The following is a 16,497-nucleotide window of genomic DNA, read 5'->3' on the forward strand; positions in this document are numbered from 1 at the left end:
GTGGTGCGCGCCTGACTCCTGCCATGCACGAACCCTTGACGTTCGACCCGGGCAATCCGCAGTTCTGGATCGCCGTGGCCCAGATCATCCTCGTCGACATCGTACTGTCGGGCGACAACGCGGTGGTCATCGCGCTGGCCTGCCGCAACCTGCCCGAGAGGCAGCGCAGGCTCGGCGTATTCTGGGGCGTGGGCGGGGCGATCGCGTTGCGGGTGACGCTGACCTTCTTCGCGGTGAGCTTGCTTGCGCTGCCCTATGTCAAGCTGGTCGGCGCCGCGCTGCTGTTCTGGATCGGCGTCAAGCTCCTGCTGCCGGACGACGAGGACAACGGGCACGAAATCGCGCCCGCGTCAAACCTGCTGGGGGCGATCCGCACCATCATCGTCGCCGATTTCGTCATGAGTCTGGACAATGTGCTGGCGGTGGCTGCGGCCGCGCGAGGCAGCCTGTTTCTGCTCATCTTCGGTCTGGCCCTTTCCATCCCGCTCATGGTCTGGGCCAGCCAGTTGATCCTTCGGCTGATGGATCGCTACCCGGCAATCATCCTGCTGGGTGGCGCATTGCTCGGCTGGATCGCTGCTTCCATGGCCATCAGTGATCCCCTGGTGAAGAGTCCGTTGGAGCCGTACAAAGCCTGGCTGTCGTGGGCGGCGCCGGCGGCCGGTGCGCTGCTCGTCGTCGTGGTCGCCAAGGGGATCGCCGCGCGCCGGCCCGTCCCCGAGAAGAAGATCGTTGATCTCGCGGAAAGCGAGTCGCAGAACACGGAGGGGTAGCATGCTCAAGATCCTGTTGCCGGTGGACGGCTCGGAGAACTCGCTGCGCGCCGTGCGCCATGTGATTGCACACAGGGACTGGTACCGGGACGCTCCCGAAATCCATGTGCTCAACGTTCAGCTTCCGGTCGCTTCTGGCGCCGTGAAGATGTTCATTTCGCAGAGTCAGCTCAACGACTACTATCGCGACGAAGCCTTGGCGGTGCTGAAGCAGGCCCGCGACGAGCTGGATCAGGCCGGTCTTGCCTATCGGCACCACATTGGCGTGGGAGAGCTCGGTGCCACGATCGCCGAGTTCGCGAAGCGCTTGGGTTGCGATCTCGTCGTCATGGGAACCCATGGTCGAGGCGCTTTCACCGGTGCGCTGCTCGGCTCGGTGGCAGCCAAGGTCATCCATCTTTCCCCGGTTCCGGTCTTGCTCGTCAAGTAATCGCGCCGCGCGCCGCGGCGAGCCTGCGTGCCAGACACTCGGGGCAGAGACACCCGGGGAGATTCGGGTCTGCTTGCGCGAGGGGCGCAAAGCCCGTGGCGCACCAGCAGGGGTGCAAGCCGTGCATCCCGCAACGGAATTCGCGGCCGCACTGCGCGCACCGGTCCTGTTCGCTGGTTTCAGCCATGCGAGAGGGCGCCGCTCAGAAGGGTGAGCGAGCCGAGCGCGACAAACAGGATCGAGGCGAGGATTCGCACCGAGCGCATCGGGATCTTGTGCGCCAGGTGCTCGCCGAGCCACACCGCGGGTGCGTTGGCGATGATCATGCCCAGGGTGGTGCCGACCACCACCGCCATCAACGCGTCGAAGCGTGCGGCAAGTGCAACGGTGGCGAGCTGGGTCTTGTCGCCCATCTCGACGAGGAAGAAGGCCACGAAGGCGGTCGAGAAAGCGCCTGCACCCTGCAGCGTCGGTGCATCGCTTTGCGTATCCGGGCGCAGGGCCCAGAGACCGAAGGCGATGAACGACAGCCCCACGAGCCAGGCGAGCGCGAACGGCGGCAGCCACTGGGCGATCAGTGCCCCGGCCCAGGCGGCAAGCGCGTGATTGAGCAGCGTCGCGCACAGGATGCCGCTCAGGATCGGCCAGGGACGGCGCAGCCGCGCGGAGAGGACAAAGGAGAGGAGCTGGGTCTTGTCGCCGATCTCGGCCACGCCGACCAGCACGGTCGAGGTCAGGAAGGCTTCCATGTGGTCGATCCCTGGGCGGCGCCAAGACCGGGGTCTTGTGGCTTCGGCGTAACGCTGGCTGCGCAAGCGTTAGCCTGCGCCCAAACAAGCCGCTCGCGCGCGATGCGGCTGCGCGGCGTGTTTTCGCCGATCTCGGCCACGCCGACCAGCACGGTCGAGGTCAGGAAGGCTTTCACGTGGTCGCTCAGGACAAACATCGGCTGAGATGGCGAGCGCGGGTGGAGGCGGGGCAACGCGCCTGACAATGATGCCTGTACGGAGGTGGCAAGAAACGCTTCGGCCCGCAGCGGCCAAGGGCGTGCATTGTAGCCTTGTCTTGCCGGCGGGGAGACACGAGTACCATTTGGAGTTCGAGAGATGATGTACGGTATGCAGCTGAGATGCCCGGGACAGCCGCTCGAGCGGCTGGAACGTGCCGTTCCGGAGCCGGGCGTTGGTCAGGTCCTGGTCAGGGTGCGCGCCTGTGGCGTATGCCGCACCGACCTGCACCTGGTCGACGGCGAGCTGACCGGGGGCACGCTGCCCATGATCCCGGGTCACGAAATCGTCGGGACGGTGGCGGCCGTGGGCGCGGGCGTGGAGCGCTTCCGCGAGGGCGATCGCGTTGGCGTGCCGTGGCTGGGCTGGAGCTGCGGGAGTTGCCGCTACTGCAGGCGCGGGCAGGAAAACCTGTGCGACCATGCACGGTTCACCGGATTTCACATCGAAGGCGGCTACGCCGAGTATGCGCTTGCGGATGCCCGTTACTGTTTCCCCCTACCAGCGCAGTTCGACGATCTGCATGCCGCACCACTGCTGTGTGCCGGACTGATCGGGTACCGAGCGCTCGCCAAGGCGGGCGACGCCCGGCGCCTCGGGATCTACGGGTTCGGTGCGGCGGCGCACATCGTGGCGCAACTGGCCCGCCACGAGGGCAGGGAGGTGTACGCGTTCACCCGTCCCGGCGACCGCGCTGCTCAGCAATTCGCCCGCGAGCTGGGCGCGGCATGGGCGGGCGATTCGGCGCAGCACCCCCCGGAACCGCTCGATGCCGCAATCATTTTCGCTCCTGTCGGAGCGCTGGTGCCGGCGGCGCTGCGTGCTACGGCGAAAGGGGGTCGAGTGATCTGTGCCGGCATCCACATGAGCGAGATCCCCGCGTTTCCCTACGATATCCTGTGGGGTGAACGGGATCTGGCTTCGGTGGCGAATCTCACACGCGCGGACGGCGAGGCGTTTCTGCGCATTGCACCGCGCGCAGGCGTGCACACGGAAATCGAGCCTCTGCCGCTTGTACAGGCCAACGAAGCATTGAGCAGGCTGCGGCGCGGCGAGGTCCGCGGCGCTTTCGTCCTGATTCCGTAGGGGAGCGCCGGTGCGCTTGCATCGAAGCGCCGCGCAGGCGTCAGTCGTTCCTGGCGGACAACCGGCTGTTGGCCCAGGTCAGCCGGTCGATCAGGATGCGCAGGAAAGCCTTGTTGATCTGCTTCTGCAGTCCATCGGAAGCCTGCCGCACCGCCTGCGCCTTGATCTCGATGACGGTGAGGCCGCTGGAGGCGGTGATGGTGGTCACCCGGCGCGCCCGCGTCTCCTCGAAGTAGAGCAGCTCCCCGAAACAATCTCCGCTGCGCAGCGTGTCGAGCAGCTTGCCGGCCTTGGTGACCCGGCATTCGCCTTCGACGATCACGTAGAAACTCTCGCCGACATCGCCTTCGGTGATGACCGTCTTCTCCGGTGGATGCCGCCGCCATGCGCCGAGGCGAAGGATCTCCCAGATCTCGATGTCGCGCAGGTCGCGGAAGAAAGCGAGCGACCTGATTGTGTTGAACTTCTCGGTCTCGCCGATCGCATCGGCCGGCAGCTCGAGATGACGGTAGGTCCGGGTCAGCGCACGGGAGAATTCGGCCCAGGACTGGAAGCGCTGCTTCAGGTCCTTAGCCATCGCCTTCCTCACCATGTCATCCAGTGCGGGGGGAAGATCCGCCCGGTGCAGCGAAGGGGGCGCCGCGTCGATGTGCACGATCTGGTACAGAAGGCTGGCCTTGTTCGAGGCCACGAACGGCAGCCTGCCGGTGAGCAGCTGGTACATCACCACGCCCAGCGAGTAGATGTCGGTCTGCGGTGTCAGCTCTCTTTCCAGCACCTGCTCGGGCGACATGTAGGCCGGCGACCCGATTCCCTGCAGCAGGGTGTGCTCGGCCGAGTCGAGCTTGGCCGCGCCGAAATCGCTGATCTTGATCTCGTTGCCCGGCCCGAGCAGGATGTTGGCCGGCTTGATGTCCCGATGAATCACTCCGTGGCGTTGCGCGAAATCCAGCGCCAGGCTGCATTTGAAGGCGATTTCGACGACGCGCTCGATCGGCATCAGGCGCGAGATGTCGCAGTAGTGTTCGAGCGTGGGGCCCTCGACGTACTCCATGACGATGTAGCTGTACTCGTCGGTGGCATCCGCGTCGTAGATCTGCATGATGTGCGGATGCATCAGCCTGCCCACCAAGGCCGCCTCGTTGAGGAACGCCCGGTCGAAGCGCCGGCGCGTATCGGTGTCGGCTTCCGGTTCCGCGCGGACGACCTTGATCGCCACGTCGCGGTTGGCGAAGGGATCGCGTCCGAGGTACACGCGCGAGGTAGCTCCCCGGGCGAGTTCCCTGACGACGGGATACTTGCCGATGCGGGCGGGAAGGGCCTCGCTCATCTTGCCCTGCGCGGAGCTACTTCAGGGAAGGGATCTTCATCCCGCGCTGGACCGCAGTGCGGGCGCCGATCGCTTCGAACCAGCGCTTTACGTGGGGAAAATCGCCGAGATCGACCTTGTGCCACTCGTGGCGCGCCACCCAGGGGAAGGTCGCGATGTCGGCGATCGAGTATTCCGGTGCCAGGAATTCGCTGCTGGCCAGATGCCGGTTGAGCACGCCATAGAGCCGCCGCGTCTCCTTGATGTAGCGTTCGATGGCATAAGGCACGGGCGCGGGCGCCGCGCGCAGGAAATGATGCACCTGGCCGAACATCGGGCCGATCCCGCCCATCTGAAACATCAACCACTGCAACGCCTGGTAGCGCCCCGTGGCGGAGGCGGGCAGCAGCCGGCCGGCTTTCTCGGCGAGGTAGATCAGGATCGCACCCGACTCGAACAACGAGAACGGTCTGCCCTCCGGTCCTTCGCTGTCGACGATCGCCGGGATCTTGCTGTTGGGGCTGATGGCGACGAACTCGGGCCTGAACTGTTCGCCTTTGCCGATGTCGACCGGATGCACCGTGTAGGCAAGCCCCAGCTCCTCGAGCATGATGGACACCTTGCGCCCGTTGGGCGTGCTCCAGGTGTACAGATCGATCAAACCCTGCTCCGAGGCGATTGCACTGCGCGGCATTCTAAAGGAAACACCCGCGGCCCCCGGCTATAATCCGCGCGGACTGACCGGGGAGAAGACATTGCTCAAATGGTTGTTGACGATACTGCTCGCGGTGCTGGTGTTGGGCGCGTTTACACCCTGGCTGAGGCGGCTGGGCGTCAGGCGTATGCCGGGTGATGTCGAAATCGAGCGCGCCGGACGCCGCTACTTCTTCCCGTTCGGATCCACGCTGTTGTTCTCGCTCGTCGCGATCCTGATCTACTGGACGCTGCGCTAGAAGAAACGCGGCGCGGACGCTATGCGGATCCGACGGGCTGCCGCGTGATTCCCGCGCCTCAGCGCGGGGGCGCCTTGCGCTTGCCAGCCAGCGCCTGGGTTACGGCAGCGAGGCGGGCCGCCTCGATGCGTCGCGGCAGGTCCTGGCGCTCGACAGCAGCGTTGGCAAGCGCGCCGGCGTCCACTGCGCGCGCGGCCGCAGCGGCCGCGCGCAGTACCTCGGCCTGCGGATAGGGCTGCGACTCGAACCCGGCCCGTCCCCGCCAGTCGTACTCGCACGCGGCCAGCAGTTCCTCGAAGCGCTGCGGCCGGCGCAGTGCGTCCACCGTGCACAGCAGCCGCAGCACGGTTGCCGGACGCAGTTCCTGAGCGCGGTGAATGTCGCCGTGATGGCGGGCGGCCAGCACGGCAAGCTCGCGGCACTCGCCGGGCACGCGCAGGCGTTCGCAGACCTGCATCACGAGTTCGACGCCGCGCACCTCGTGGTCACGGTGTCCGGGCAGTTGCTCCGGCGCAGTCACGCCCTTGCCCAGGTCATGCACGAGTACCGCAAAGCGAACCGGTAAAGAGGCCCTGTGGCGCGCGGCGCAATCCACCGCCATCATGACGTGAATCCCGCTGTCGATCTCGGGGTGATAGTCGGCGCGCTGCGGTACGCCGAACAGCCGGTCCAACTCCGGCAGGATCCTCGCCAGGGCGCCGCAGCCGCGCAGCACCTCGAACATGCGCGATGGAGTGTTCTCCATCAGGCCCCGCGAAAGTTCCTGCCACACGCGCTCCGGTACCAGGTGATCGATTTCACCGTTGGCCACCATCTCGCGCATCAGCACAGCGGTTTCAGGCGCGATGGCGAAGCCGAACCGTGCAGCGAAGCGCGCCACCCTGAGGACGCGCACCGGGTCCTCGACGAAAGCGGGGCTCACATGACGCAGAATTCCGGCGCGCAGGTCGCGTACGCCGCCGAAGGGATCGACGATTTCGCCGTCTTCGCCGAGAGCGATCGCGTTGATCGTAAGGTCGCGCCGAGCCAGGTCCTGCTCGAGGGTGACTTCCGGCGCTGCGTAGACCTCGAAACCCTTGTAACCGCGTCCCTTCTTGCGCTCGGTGCGCGCCAGCGCGTATTCCTCGTGCGTCACTGGATGCAGGAACACCGGAAAGTCCTTGCCGACCGGCCGATAGCCCAGTTGCTCCATCTGCTCGGGCGTTGCACCGACCACGACGTAGTCCTGATCCTTTACCGGCAGGCCGAGCAGCCGGTCGCGCACCGCCCCGCCGACCGCGTAGATCTTCATGGCGCGTACTCGGCGGTCGCCAGCGCGTCCTGCACGCGGACCTCGCGGTCGATGAGCGCTTGCACCTCGCCGCAGGGCGAGCAAGCGGCAATGTGCCCGTTCGACCGTTCGGCGTAGAGCGGCAGCCGCGCTTCCTCGAAGTCGATGCCGGCACGGCGCATCAACAACCGGGGGCGCAGCGACCATGGCGTGTACGCCTTCTTGCCGATGACGCACGTGGGTCGGGTCACCGGATTTCTTTCTGGCGGCGGGCGCGCAGCCGAAGCTGATTCAGCCGCGCCTTGGGTCCATGCTGGGCCAGATAGGTGGGCGCGACCGCTTCGAGCGGAGTCGGCTCCAGGCCGAATGCCGCCGGGAAAGCGCAGTCACAGACGTTGTCAACCTTCATCGAGGCGAGGTTGTCGCGCGTCATCAGCTTGACTGGCATCCACTCCATGCCCCATGCCTGCAGGTAGGAGAGGGTTTCGTTCAGACCGATCACCCAGCGTCGCCGTCGCGTCACCTGCAGCACGTACTCCACCAGTTGGCGCAGCGTGTAGACCTTGGGGCCGCACAGGTCATAGGCCTGGCCGAAGGTTTCGCTGTCGGTGATGGCCCCGACGATGGCGGCGGCGACGTCTTCCACCCACACCGGCTGGAAACGCGCGTTCGGGCAGGCGAGCGGGAGCACCGGCGCCCAGCGGGCGAGTTGCGCGAACAGAGTGAGGAAGCTGTCTCCCCGGCCGAAGATGACCGACGGCCGGAAGATCGTGGTGCGGATGCCGCTGGCTTCGGCAACGCGCACCTGCTGTTCGCCGCCCGCCTTGCTGCGCAAATATTCGCTCGGCGCGTTGTGAGCCGCCTTGAGCGCAGACATGTGGATCAGCCTTTTCACGCCCTGCGCACGGCAGGCATCGACGATGCGACGTGGCAATTCGGTATGCACGCGAGTGAAATCGCCCGGACGCTCCTCGTGCAGGATGCCGACGAGGTTGATCACGGCATCGCAGCCCGCCACCAGCCGCGCCAGCGTCTGCGGTTCGTGCACGCTGGCCTCGATCACGTCGACAGTGGGCAGGATGATCAGCTCCTGCTTGACGCGTTCCAGACGACGCGTCGGCACGCGAGTCCGGATTGCGCGTCGCGTGAGCAGGTGGGCGATATGGCGCCCGACAAAGCCCGAGCCCCCGATCACGCAGACCGTTTGCAGGTTCACGGGGATCGCCCCCACGGATCGACGATGAGACGCAACGTCTGCGGGTTCATGTCCTGTGCGCTTCGAGCTTCGAGGTGGCGGCAGCGGGCGCGCACGCCTCGCGCCACGCCGATGCGGCGTGCGTGGATCGCACGCGGGGAATTATAGGGTCAGTTGTTCTGGGTCGGGCGGGGTGGCACCACACCCAGGCGCTCGCGCAGGCTCAACATCGTGTGGCGGAACAACCGCGCATAGTAAGCGGTGTTGCTCATCACGTTCTTGACGTAGTTGCGCGTTTCCGGGAACGGGATCGTCTCGGCGTAGACCGCGCCTTCCAGCGGCTGCGGCGCGCGCCATTGCACCGCGCGGCGCAAACCCGCGTTGTATGCCGCGGAGGCAAGCACCGGCTGGTTGTCCAGCGCATCGAGCATCTGGCGAAGATAGTAGGTGCCCAGCGTCAGGTTGGTGTCGACCCCGTCGACCAGCACGGAGTGATGGCCCTTCAGCCCCAGCCGCTTCGCCACCCAGCGGGCGGTGGAAGGCATGATCTGCATCAACCCGCCGGCGCCGGCCGTGGAGCGGGCGGTGGTGACGAAACGGCTTTCCTGCCGGATCAGGCCGTAGACCCAGGCTTCGTCGAGGTCGAGCGGCGCGGTGTATTCGTGCATGATGTCGCGGTAGGGGGCCGGGAAGCGCAAGCCGAAGTTGTGCAGCATCTCGGTGCGCTCCGCCGTATGGATGGCGCGTTCATACCATTCGTTGCGCTGCGCCAGTTCGGCCGCCGCCAGCAGTTCCTTGTCGCCGAAAACACGGATGGTCCACTGCCACTCCAGCGCGCCTTCGTAACGCAGCCCCGCGCGATAGAGCGCGAGCGCGCGCTGCAGGCCAGGATTGCGGGCGATCGCCTCGACCTCTGCTTCTTCCGGCCGGTAGGTCTCGGGCGCGACGCTGATCGCGGTGCCCAGATCCTCGGCCGCGAGCTGACCGTAGAAGTTGAATTCGTTCGACAGCCGCGCGAGCAAGGCGTTGGCCTCTCGTTGCTGACCAAGCATCGACAGCGCCCTCGCCTTCCAGTAACGCCACCCCGGCGCCATGCGCTCCCGCGGAGTCATCGCGTCGACCGCATCGATCACTGCGAGCCAGTCCGCGGCGCGCAGCGCGGCGCGCGCTTTCCACGCGAGCTGTGTATCGTTCAGTTGCGCGTCGCGGGCGCGCTTGAACCAGGCCAGTGCTTCGGGGTGATGCGTCCAGGCCGCCGCCATCGCCACCTGCCCCCAGGCGTAGTCGCGCAGCTCTTCGGGCAGCGAGCTCTCCAGTGCCTGCAGGCGCCGCGCGGCGAGCTGCGGCCAGTTTTCCGCCGCCTTGTAGAGCGCGTAGATGGCGAGTTCCTGCTGTGCGCGGTTGTTCAGCGGCAGGGACAGCCGCTCCAGATACCGCTGTGGCCTGCGCGCGATCGAATCGAACAGCTGCGGATCGGGACGCTGCGCGGCCGGCAGGTACGCGATCGCCGCCTTGGCCGCCGTCCGGTTGCCTGCTTCCAGCGCCAGCCGGACCCTCACCCAGACGTCCTCGGCGTCCATCAGATCGCGATCGAACAGCGCGCGGAACAATGTCTCGCAGCTTCCCGGCTGCACGTCCGCGCTTACCCACTGGGCACGAGCAGAGGAGAGCGCTTCGGGTTCCCCCAGCGCGATGCGCGCCTGGATGGCGTAACAAGTCAGTTCGGGTTCATCGACTTCCAGCCGGCGATGCTCGTCCAGGTAGGCCTGCCACGCCTGGCGTCGTGCCAGCAGCCGCAGCCAGTCGGCGCGCAGCCGATCCCCGATCAGCATGCCGTCCTGCTCGGCCAGGAAGTCCCGGACCGATTCGGCCGGCACCACGTCGAGCCGCATGCGCAGTTGCCAGTAGCGCACGTACGGCTGCAGCACGTGGCCCTCGAGCGCGGGCGCGAGCCGATCCAGTCTTGCCGCATCGCCGCGCTGGAAAGCGTCGCGGGCTTCGAGAAAATTCTTCTCCTGGTCAGCCGCATTCGCGCCGACCGCAACAAGAACGCCCACGCAGGCGAGAAACTTCCTCACTTGCAGATTTCCCTGTACCGCTTTGATGGACCGGGGCGGGATTATAGAGTTGCCTCGGACCAGAACCCAGCACAAATCACGCCAAAAACAGCCGGTAGGCCGGGTTGGCGCTCTCGTCGACATAGGCGTAGCCAAGTTTCGACAGAAACCGCCGGAAAGCGGGCTGGTCGCGCGCGGGCACCTGGATTGCGACCAGAACGCGTCCGTAATCGGCGCCGTGGTTGCGGTAGTGGAACAGGCTGATGTTCCAGTCATGGGACATGCTGTCCAGGAACTTCATGAGCGCCCCCGGGCGCTCGGGAAACTCGAAGCGCAGGAGACGCTCGTCTTGCGCTTGCGGTGCGCGCCCGCCGACCAGGTGGCGCACGTGCAGTTTGGCCATCTCGTTGTCCGACATGTCTTGCGCGGCCAGGCCATGGGCGCGCAGACGGCGGACGAGCGCCTGCGTCTCCCGGCGGTCGTGCACCTGCACCCCCACGAAGACATGGGCTTGCGAGGGGTCGGCATAGCGATAGTTGAACTCGGTGATGTTGCGTGGACCGAGCAGGGAGCAGAAACGCCTGAAGCTGCCGGGGCGCTCGGGAATCGTCACGGCGAGAATCGCCTCGCGGGCCTCGCCCAGTTCCGCGCGCTCGGCCACGAAGCGCAGGCGTTCGAAGTTCATGTTGGCACCGCAGGCCACGGCAACCAGGGTGGCGCCGCGCAGCCCCGTTGACTCCACATAGGCCTTGGCCCCGGCGATCGCGAGCGCTCCAGCCGGCTCCAGAATCGACCGGGTGTCCTCGAATACGTCCTTGATCGCGGCGCAGATCGCGTCGTTGTCCACCAGGATCATGCGGTCCACGTAGCGGCGCGCGAGCCGGAAGGTCTCGCGTCCCACCTGCTTGACCGCGACACCATCGGCGAACAGGCCGACCTGCGGCAGGCTGACGCGCCGCCCTCTCGCGAGCGAACGGGCCATTGCGTCGGCGTCGACCGGCTCCACGCCGATGATGCGTGTCTCGGGGCGCAGCCGCTTGACGTACGCCGCCACCCCTGCGATCAGCCCGCCGCCGCCCACAGCCAGAAAGATGGCGTGAATCGGTCCGCTGTGCTGGCGCAGGATCTCCATGCCGATGGTGCCTTGGCCGGCGATCACCTCGGGATCGTCGTAGGGGTGGATGAAAGCCAGCCTCTCGCGCCGCGCGAGAGCCAGCGCCTGGCGGCAGGCCTCGTCGTAGGAATCGCCGAAAAGCACCACCCGCGCCCCGCGCGCCGCCACCGCCGCGACCTTGATGTGCGGCGTGGTCACGGGCATGACGATGGTCGCGCGGCAGCGCAGGCGCTGCGCGGCCAGCGCCACGCCCTGGGCGTGGTTTCCGGCCGAGGCGGCGATCACGCCCCGTCGGAGCTGCGCGGCAGTCAGGCGGACCATCTTGTTGTACGCCCCGCGCAGCTTGAAGGAGAAGACCGGCTGCAAGTCCTCGCGCTTGAGCAGAAGCCGATTGCCCAGCCGCGCGCAGAGCGCCGGCGCGGGCTCGAGCGGCGACTCGATCGCCACGTCGTAGACGCGCGCACGCAGGATACGCTCCAGGTAGTCGTCTTTCATCGGGAACTCGCGAGCCAGAACTGGTACTGCGCAGGGCTTGCCGCTATCCTAGCGGCAATCCGCAGGAAGCGCGATGAACAGGGAAGAGCAGAAAATGGCGGCGGCGCGCGCCGCCATCGCCGAAGTGCCCGAGGACGCGATCATCGGCGTGGGAACCGGATCGACCGCGAACTATTTCATCGACGAGCTTGCCCGAATCAAAGGACGCATCGCGGGCGCGGTGGCAAGCTCCGAAGCGTCGGCCGCGCGGCTCCGGGCGGCCGGCATCCGGCTGTACGATCTGAACGTGCTCTCCGAGCTGCCGGTCTATATCGACGGTGCCGACGAAGTGACGCGCGGCCTGCACCTGATCAAGGGCGGCGGCGGCGCGCTCACGCGCGAGAAGATCGTCGCCGCGGTGGCCGCGAAGTTCGTCTGCATTGCCGACGAGTCCAAGCTGGTCGAATTTCTGGGGACCTTTCCCCTGCCGGTGGAAGTGATCCCGATGGCGCGCGCCTACGTGGCCCGCGAGCTCGCCAAACTCGGTGGTCGCCCCAGCCTGCGCGAGGGCTTCACCACCGACAACGGCAACGTCATACTGGACGTTTACGGGCTCGCCATCCACGACCCGGTGGCGATGGAGAGCGCGATCAACCAGATTGTGGGCGTGGTGACGAACGGAATTTTTGCCCGCCGCGGCGCGGACATGGTGCTGCTGGGCGGGCCGCGCGGGGTGGCGAAGCTCGAGCGGCGCAGCACTGACACGGTGCTGTAACGTCCCGCGATCAGACTGTCGAGCCGCTCATGGATTCGAGGAGGATCCGCAAATGCCATTGACCAGTGAACATACCTCCAAGCAATTCGATGCCGAACTCGAGGCGGTGCGTGCGCGGGTTCTGCAGATGGGCGGTCTTGTCGAAGAGCAGATCAAGCTCGCGCTCGACGCGCTCATGGCCGGTGACCTGCAGATGTGCGAGACGGTCGAGAAGAACGACCATGCGGTGAACGCGCTGGAAGTGGGCATCGATGAAGACGTGAGCACCATCATCGCCCGGCGCCAGCCGGCGGCGAGCGACCTGCGCATGCTGATGACGGTCGTGAAGACCATCACCGACCTGGAGCGCGTCGGTGACGAGGCGGCCAAGATCGCGCGCATGGCCAAGCTGATCTACTCCTCGGACCGGCTGCAGCAGCCGCGCATGGCCGAGATCCGGCGCATGTCCACGATCGCGCTCGGCATGCTGCGCAAGTCACTCGACGCGTTTGCCCGGCTCGATCTCGCCGCCTCGGCCGACGTGGTGCGTCAGGACCGCCACGTCGACGACGAGTTTCGGGGGATCCTGCGCCAGCTCATCACCTTCATGATGGAAGACCCGCGCACCATCTCCATGTCGATCGAGATCCTGTTCATCGCCAAGGCGATTGAGCGCATCGGCGATCACGCCAAGAACATCTCCGAATACGTGATCTACATGGTGAAGGGCAAGGACGTGCGCCACGTCACGCTCGAGGAGATCGAGCGCGAGGTCATGGGGTAGCGCCGCAAGACTCTGCCGGGCGAACTTTCCGGGCGTCAGCGGGAGGCGGTAACATTCGCGCATGCTGGCAGCCAAACCGCAGCCCGAGCCTCGGCCGCAAACCACCATCGCCGCGGTCGATCTGGGATCGAATTCCTTCCGGCTCCAGGTCGGGCGCGTGGTGGACCGGCAGATCTATCCGCTCGACTCGTTGCGCGAACCGGTGCGGCTCGCCGCCGGGCTCACCGCGGACCGGCGGCTGGACGAAGCCGCGCAGGGGCGAGCCATCGAGTGCCTGAAGCGTTTCGCCGAGCGCCTGCGGGGCTTCCCGCCCACCGCGGTGCGGGCGGTGGCCACCAACACCTTGCGGGCGGCGAAGAACGCGAAGGACGTGCTGCCGCGCTTCGAGGCCGCCCTGGGCTTCCCCATCGAGGTGGTGGCCGGGCGCGAGGAAGCGCGCCTCATCTATCTCGGAGTCGCGCACAGTCTGCCGGTCAGTCAGGACAAGCGCCTGGTGGTCGACATCGGCGGCGGTTCCACCGAATTCATCATCGGCGCCGGGCTCCAGCCGCACCGGCTGGAGAGCCTCTACATGGGCTGCGTGAGCTGGAGCCTGCGTTTTTTCCCGGAGGGCCGCCTGTCCAGGTCCAACGTGAAGCAGGCGGAGCTCGCCGCGCGCATCGAGCTGGAGACCATCCGCAAGGAATTCTCCGTGCGCCACTGGAACGAGGCTTTCGGCTCCTCGGGTACGGCACGCGCGCTGGCCGACATTCTTGAAGCGGCCGGGTGGAGCGAAGGCGGTATCACCCGCGAGGGCCTGGAGCGGCTGCGCGCGGCACTGATCAAGGCCGGCGACCTCGCGCAGCTCGACTTGCCGGGACTGCGCGAGGACCGCGTGCCCGTGTTGCCTGGCGGCTTCGCGATCATGTCCGCGATCTTCTCCGAGCTGGGCGTGGAGTGCATGCGCACTGCGAACGGCGCGATGCGCCAGGGCATCCTGTGGGACATGATCGGCCGCGCGCACGACAAGGATATGCGCGAACGGACGGTGCGCCAGTTCATGCAGCGCTATCACGTGGATGTTGCCCATGCCCACCGCGTGGAACGCCTGGCGCTCGGGCTGTTCGAACAGCTCGGCGGCGGGTCGAAAGAAGAGCGCCGGTACGCGATGCAGCTGTTGTCATGGGCGGCGCGCTTGCACGAAATCGGGCTCACGGTCGCGCACAGCGGCTACCACAAGCACTCGGCCTACATTCTGGCCAACGCCGACATGCCGGGCTTTTCCAGGATGGAACAGCAGCACCTCTCCTTGCTGGTGCTGGCGCACCGCGGGTCGCTCGACAAGCTGCGCGGCCTCGTTGCGGCCGAGCCGGACTGGTCGATGCTGATCGCGCTGCGCCTCGCGGCGCTGTTTCATCGCAGCCGTAGCGAGATCCGCCTCCCGGCGATCCAGGCTTCCCGCCGCAAATCCACCTTCACCCTCGAGGTCGATTCGCGCTGGCTCGCGGCCAATCCGCTGACCGCCGCCGAGCTGCGCGACGAAATCCGCAACTGGAGCCGGCTCGACATCGAGCTCTCCGTGCCGCAACTCGCCGTATTGGAGTCCTGCGCCGAAGCGGCTGGCGACTGAACCGGCCGGTCCAAATAGGACGTGCGGCGGCGGCGCTGCAGGCTGATGCGGCTTAGACCCCGCTAAGGCGAGTGGTACTGGAGGATAGGCACTAACGCACCACCGAAGTGCCCTCTGTCCTTGGCTGGCGTGTGGTCCGCCGGAAATCGACTCCAAGCGAGTGGAGCTTACGATAGAGGTGGGTTCTCTCCATGCCCACACGTTTGGCGAGCTGCTCGATTCTTCCTTCGCAAAGGAGCAATTGCTGCCGAAGGTATGCACGCTCGAACCGTTGGCGTGCTTCGCGCAACGGCAGGGACAAACCGAGCGACCGAATCTTGCAATAGGCACGCGTAGTGTCCATTCCGATGCTGCGGGCGAACTGCTCGACCTTGCCGTTGCAGAGCAACAACTGTTGTTGCAGAAACGCACGCTCGAACTGTTCGCGAGCTTCCCGCAGCGGCAACGAAAGCAAGTTCTGCTTCAGTGGCGGTTCGGGCAGCGGCGTGGGTTGCGATAGTTCGCGGTCAATCTCTTCGACGTCGATCTCTTCACGGTTGTTCAGGATCAGCAACCGTTGAACCAGGTTCTGCAGTTCCTGAAGGTTTCCTGGCCAACTGTAATGGCGCAGGCGGTTCTGCGCAGCGATGCTAAAGCGCCTGAATGGCAGTCCGGCTTCGTCCGCCAGACGATCGACGTAGTAGCAAAGCAGGTCCGGTACATCCTCCGCGTATTCCCGCAACGACGGAACACGTAACGTCACCACGTTCAGGTGCCACAGCAGGTCCGCGCGGAACGGGGGTTCGCCCCGGACCTCGAACCCGGGTTCCGCCGAACTCAGGAATCGAACGTTCAACGGTCGCGATCCGGTATCGTCTGCACTCGAGTACCGGCCGTTCTTGATGTCGGCCAACAGCACTCGCTGGGCTGTTGGAATCAGATCCTCCAGCCCGTTGATAAACAACGTGCCGCCCTCGGCCTCCTGGTACTTTCCTGGTGCACATGCAGCGCCCGCTCCGTGCAGCGCTGTGGCTGCGTCGTCGGCCAGACTCCCCGCAGCGACCGAGACGAAAGCTCGAGCGCTGCGCGAACTGAGAGAATGAATGTACTGGGCACAAGCCGCGCGCCCGGTACCCCTTTCGCCCAACAACAGAACCGGCACGTCGTGCGCTGCGATTCTCTCCGCCTCTTCTCGCACTTTCTGCACTACGCGGCTGCGGCCCACGACCGCAATGGGCGGAAGCAACGGTACGTGCGCAGGGTGTTGCCTTCTGTGACCACGGTCCAATGCTCGCTTCACGGTCTGGAGTAGCTGCGAGAGCGACGGAGGCTTCTCCAGGAAATCGAAAGCCCCAAGACGGGTGGCCTCCACCGCAGTCGCAATGTTTCCGTGACCGGACACGATCACGATTGGACATTCGACCTTGGAGGGCCCGCTCATCCACTCGCGCAGTAACGCGATGCCATCGGTTCCGGGCATCCATATGTCCAGCAGTATCAGGTCGGGATTAGCCCGTCCCACCGAGACCCGCGCCTGTGCCGCGTCAGCGGCGAGATCGACCTCGTAGCCTTCCGCGCAAAGGATGTCACGCAGGACACTGCGAATGTCCGGTTCGTCGTCAACGATAACAATGCGGTGGGATCTCATGTCAGATGGCCGTAATGAATCGTTTCGACGGGCACGCGAAGGCGCCCGTCGATGC

The 16,497-nt window shown here is 66.1% G+C and carries 18 protein-coding genes; 7 read left to right on the forward strand and 11 right to left on the reverse strand.

The window, feature by feature from the left end; translation table 11 throughout:
• The first annotated feature begins 23 nt into the window (after positions 1-23).
• Together VNM24_15680 and VNM24_15685 are read left to right on the forward strand one after the other, a co-directional pair.
• Complete coding sequence (locus VNM24_15680; GenBank protein ID HWQ40022.1) at positions 24-773, forward strand: TerC family protein; 750 nt, start codon at positions 24-26, stop codon at positions 771-773.
• A gap of 1 nt (position 774) precedes the next feature.
• Positions 775-1,203 (forward strand): universal stress protein, encoded by a 429-nt coding sequence (locus VNM24_15685; GenBank protein HWQ40023.1) that lies wholly within the window; start codon positions 775-777, stop codon positions 1,201-1,203.
• On the opposite strand, the gene VNM24_15690 is transcribed toward VNM24_15685, so the two are convergent.
• The 3 genes from VNM24_15690 to VNM24_15700 are packed head-to-tail and all read right to left on the reverse strand — an operon-like array spanning position 1,196 to position 2,149.
• Positions 1,196-1,390, reverse strand: coding sequence for a cysteine-rich CWC family protein (locus VNM24_15690; protein ID HWQ40024.1), 195 nt, complete (start codon positions 1,388-1,390; stop codon positions 1,196-1,198). The genes VNM24_15685 and VNM24_15690 overlap by 8 nt on opposite strands.
• Positions 1,383-1,952: a TMEM165/GDT1 family protein gene (locus tag VNM24_15695; GenBank protein ID HWQ40025.1), complete on the reverse strand. Its 570-nt coding sequence runs from the start codon at positions 1,950-1,952 to the stop codon at positions 1,383-1,385. Before VNM24_15695 ends, VNM24_15690 begins: the two co-directional genes overlap by 8 nt.
• Positions 1,937-2,149, reverse strand: a complete 213-nt coding sequence (locus VNM24_15700; GenBank protein ID HWQ40026.1) for a hypothetical protein — start codon at positions 2,147-2,149, stop codon at positions 1,937-1,939. The genes VNM24_15695 and VNM24_15700 overlap by 16 nt, the downstream gene beginning before the upstream one ends.
• A 163-nt stretch (positions 2,150-2,312) precedes the next feature.
• Here VNM24_15700 and VNM24_15705 point away from each other — a divergent pair, with 163 nt between their 5' ends.
• Positions 2,313-3,296 carry a zinc-dependent alcohol dehydrogenase family protein gene (locus VNM24_15705; protein ID HWQ40027.1) on the forward strand — a complete coding sequence of 328 codons (984 nt, stop codon included), beginning with the start codon at positions 2,313-2,315 and terminating at the stop codon, positions 3,294-3,296.
• 40 nt (positions 3,297-3,336) lie between these two features.
• Here VNM24_15705 and VNM24_15710 read toward each other — a convergent pair whose 3' ends face one another.
• Both VNM24_15710 and VNM24_15715 read right to left on the reverse strand, forming a co-directional pair.
• A complete protein-coding gene (locus VNM24_15710; protein HWQ40028.1) occupies positions 3,337-4,626 on the reverse strand; it encodes a serine/threonine-protein kinase in 1,290 nt (429 codons plus the stop codon).
• 16 nt (positions 4,627-4,642) lie between these two features.
• On the reverse strand, positions 4,643-5,266 hold the full coding sequence (locus VNM24_15715) for a glutathione S-transferase N-terminal domain-containing protein (GenBank protein HWQ40029.1): 624 nt from the start codon (positions 5,264-5,266) through the stop codon (positions 4,643-4,645).
• A gap of 94 nt (positions 5,267-5,360) precedes the next feature.
• On the opposite strand from VNM24_15715, the gene VNM24_15720 reads away from it, so the two are divergent.
• Positions 5,361-5,558 (forward strand): DUF2905 domain-containing protein, encoded by a 198-nt coding sequence (locus VNM24_15720; GenBank protein HWQ40030.1) that lies wholly within the window; start codon positions 5,361-5,363, stop codon positions 5,556-5,558.
• Between the two features lie 58 nt (positions 5,559-5,616).
• Here the strand turns inward: VNM24_15720 and VNM24_15725 are convergent, their stop codons facing one another.
• The 5 genes from VNM24_15725 to ilvA all read right to left on the reverse strand — a co-directional run bounded on the left by VNM24_15725 (position 5,617) and on the right by ilvA (position 11,689).
• Complete coding sequence (locus tag VNM24_15725; protein ID HWQ40031.1) at positions 5,617-6,849, reverse strand: multifunctional CCA addition/repair protein; 1,233 nt, start codon at positions 6,847-6,849, stop codon at positions 5,617-5,619.
• On the reverse strand, positions 6,846-7,079 hold the full coding sequence (locus VNM24_15730) for a hypothetical protein (protein ID HWQ40032.1): 234 nt from the start codon (positions 7,077-7,079) through the stop codon (positions 6,846-6,848). The genes VNM24_15725 and VNM24_15730 overlap by 4 nt, the downstream gene beginning before the upstream one ends.
• Positions 7,076-8,044: a complex I NDUFA9 subunit family protein gene (locus tag VNM24_15735; GenBank protein HWQ40033.1), complete on the reverse strand. Its 969-nt coding sequence runs from the start codon at positions 8,042-8,044 to the stop codon at positions 7,076-7,078. Before VNM24_15735 ends, VNM24_15730 begins: the two co-directional genes overlap by 4 nt.
• Positions 8,045-8,193: 149 nt before the next feature.
• Positions 8,194-10,101 carry a transglycosylase SLT domain-containing protein gene (locus VNM24_15740; GenBank protein ID HWQ40034.1) on the reverse strand — a complete coding sequence of 636 codons (1,908 nt, stop codon included), beginning with the start codon at positions 10,099-10,101 and terminating at the stop codon, positions 8,194-8,196.
• 76 nt (positions 10,102-10,177) lie between these two features.
• On the reverse strand, positions 10,178-11,689 hold the full coding sequence (ilvA, locus tag VNM24_15745; protein ID HWQ40035.1) for a threonine ammonia-lyase, biosynthetic: 1,512 nt from the start codon (positions 11,687-11,689) through the stop codon (positions 10,178-10,180).
• Between the two features lie 73 nt (positions 11,690-11,762).
• Here ilvA and rpiA point away from each other — a divergent pair, with 73 nt between their 5' ends.
• The 3 genes from rpiA (at position 11,763) to ppx (ending at position 14,815) form a co-directional block, all read left to right on the forward strand.
• Positions 11,763-12,443, forward strand: coding sequence for a ribose-5-phosphate isomerase RpiA (gene rpiA, locus VNM24_15750; GenBank protein HWQ40036.1), 681 nt, complete (start codon positions 11,763-11,765; stop codon positions 12,441-12,443).
• Between the two features lie 58 nt (positions 12,444-12,501).
• The gene (phoU, locus tag VNM24_15755) at positions 12,502-13,206 is read left to right on the forward strand and encodes a phosphate signaling complex protein PhoU (protein HWQ40037.1); all 705 of its coding nucleotides are present in this window, start codon (positions 12,502-12,504) and stop codon (positions 13,204-13,206) included.
• A 61-nt stretch (positions 13,207-13,267) separates the two neighbouring features.
• Complete coding sequence (ppx, locus tag VNM24_15760; protein HWQ40038.1) at positions 13,268-14,815, forward strand: exopolyphosphatase; 1,548 nt, start codon at positions 13,268-13,270, stop codon at positions 14,813-14,815.
• A 91-nt stretch (positions 14,816-14,906) separates the two neighbouring features.
• Here ppx and VNM24_15765 read toward each other — a convergent pair whose 3' ends face one another.
• Complete coding sequence (locus VNM24_15765; GenBank protein ID HWQ40039.1) at positions 14,907-16,442, reverse strand: sigma-54 dependent transcriptional regulator; 1,536 nt, start codon at positions 16,440-16,442, stop codon at positions 14,907-14,909.
• Positions 16,443-16,497: the final 55 nt, after the last annotated feature.

Source organism: Burkholderiales bacterium, assembly GCA_035560005.1.
Classification (GTDB): domain Bacteria; phylum Pseudomonadota; class Gammaproteobacteria; order Burkholderiales; family Eutrophovitaceae; genus DASRFY01.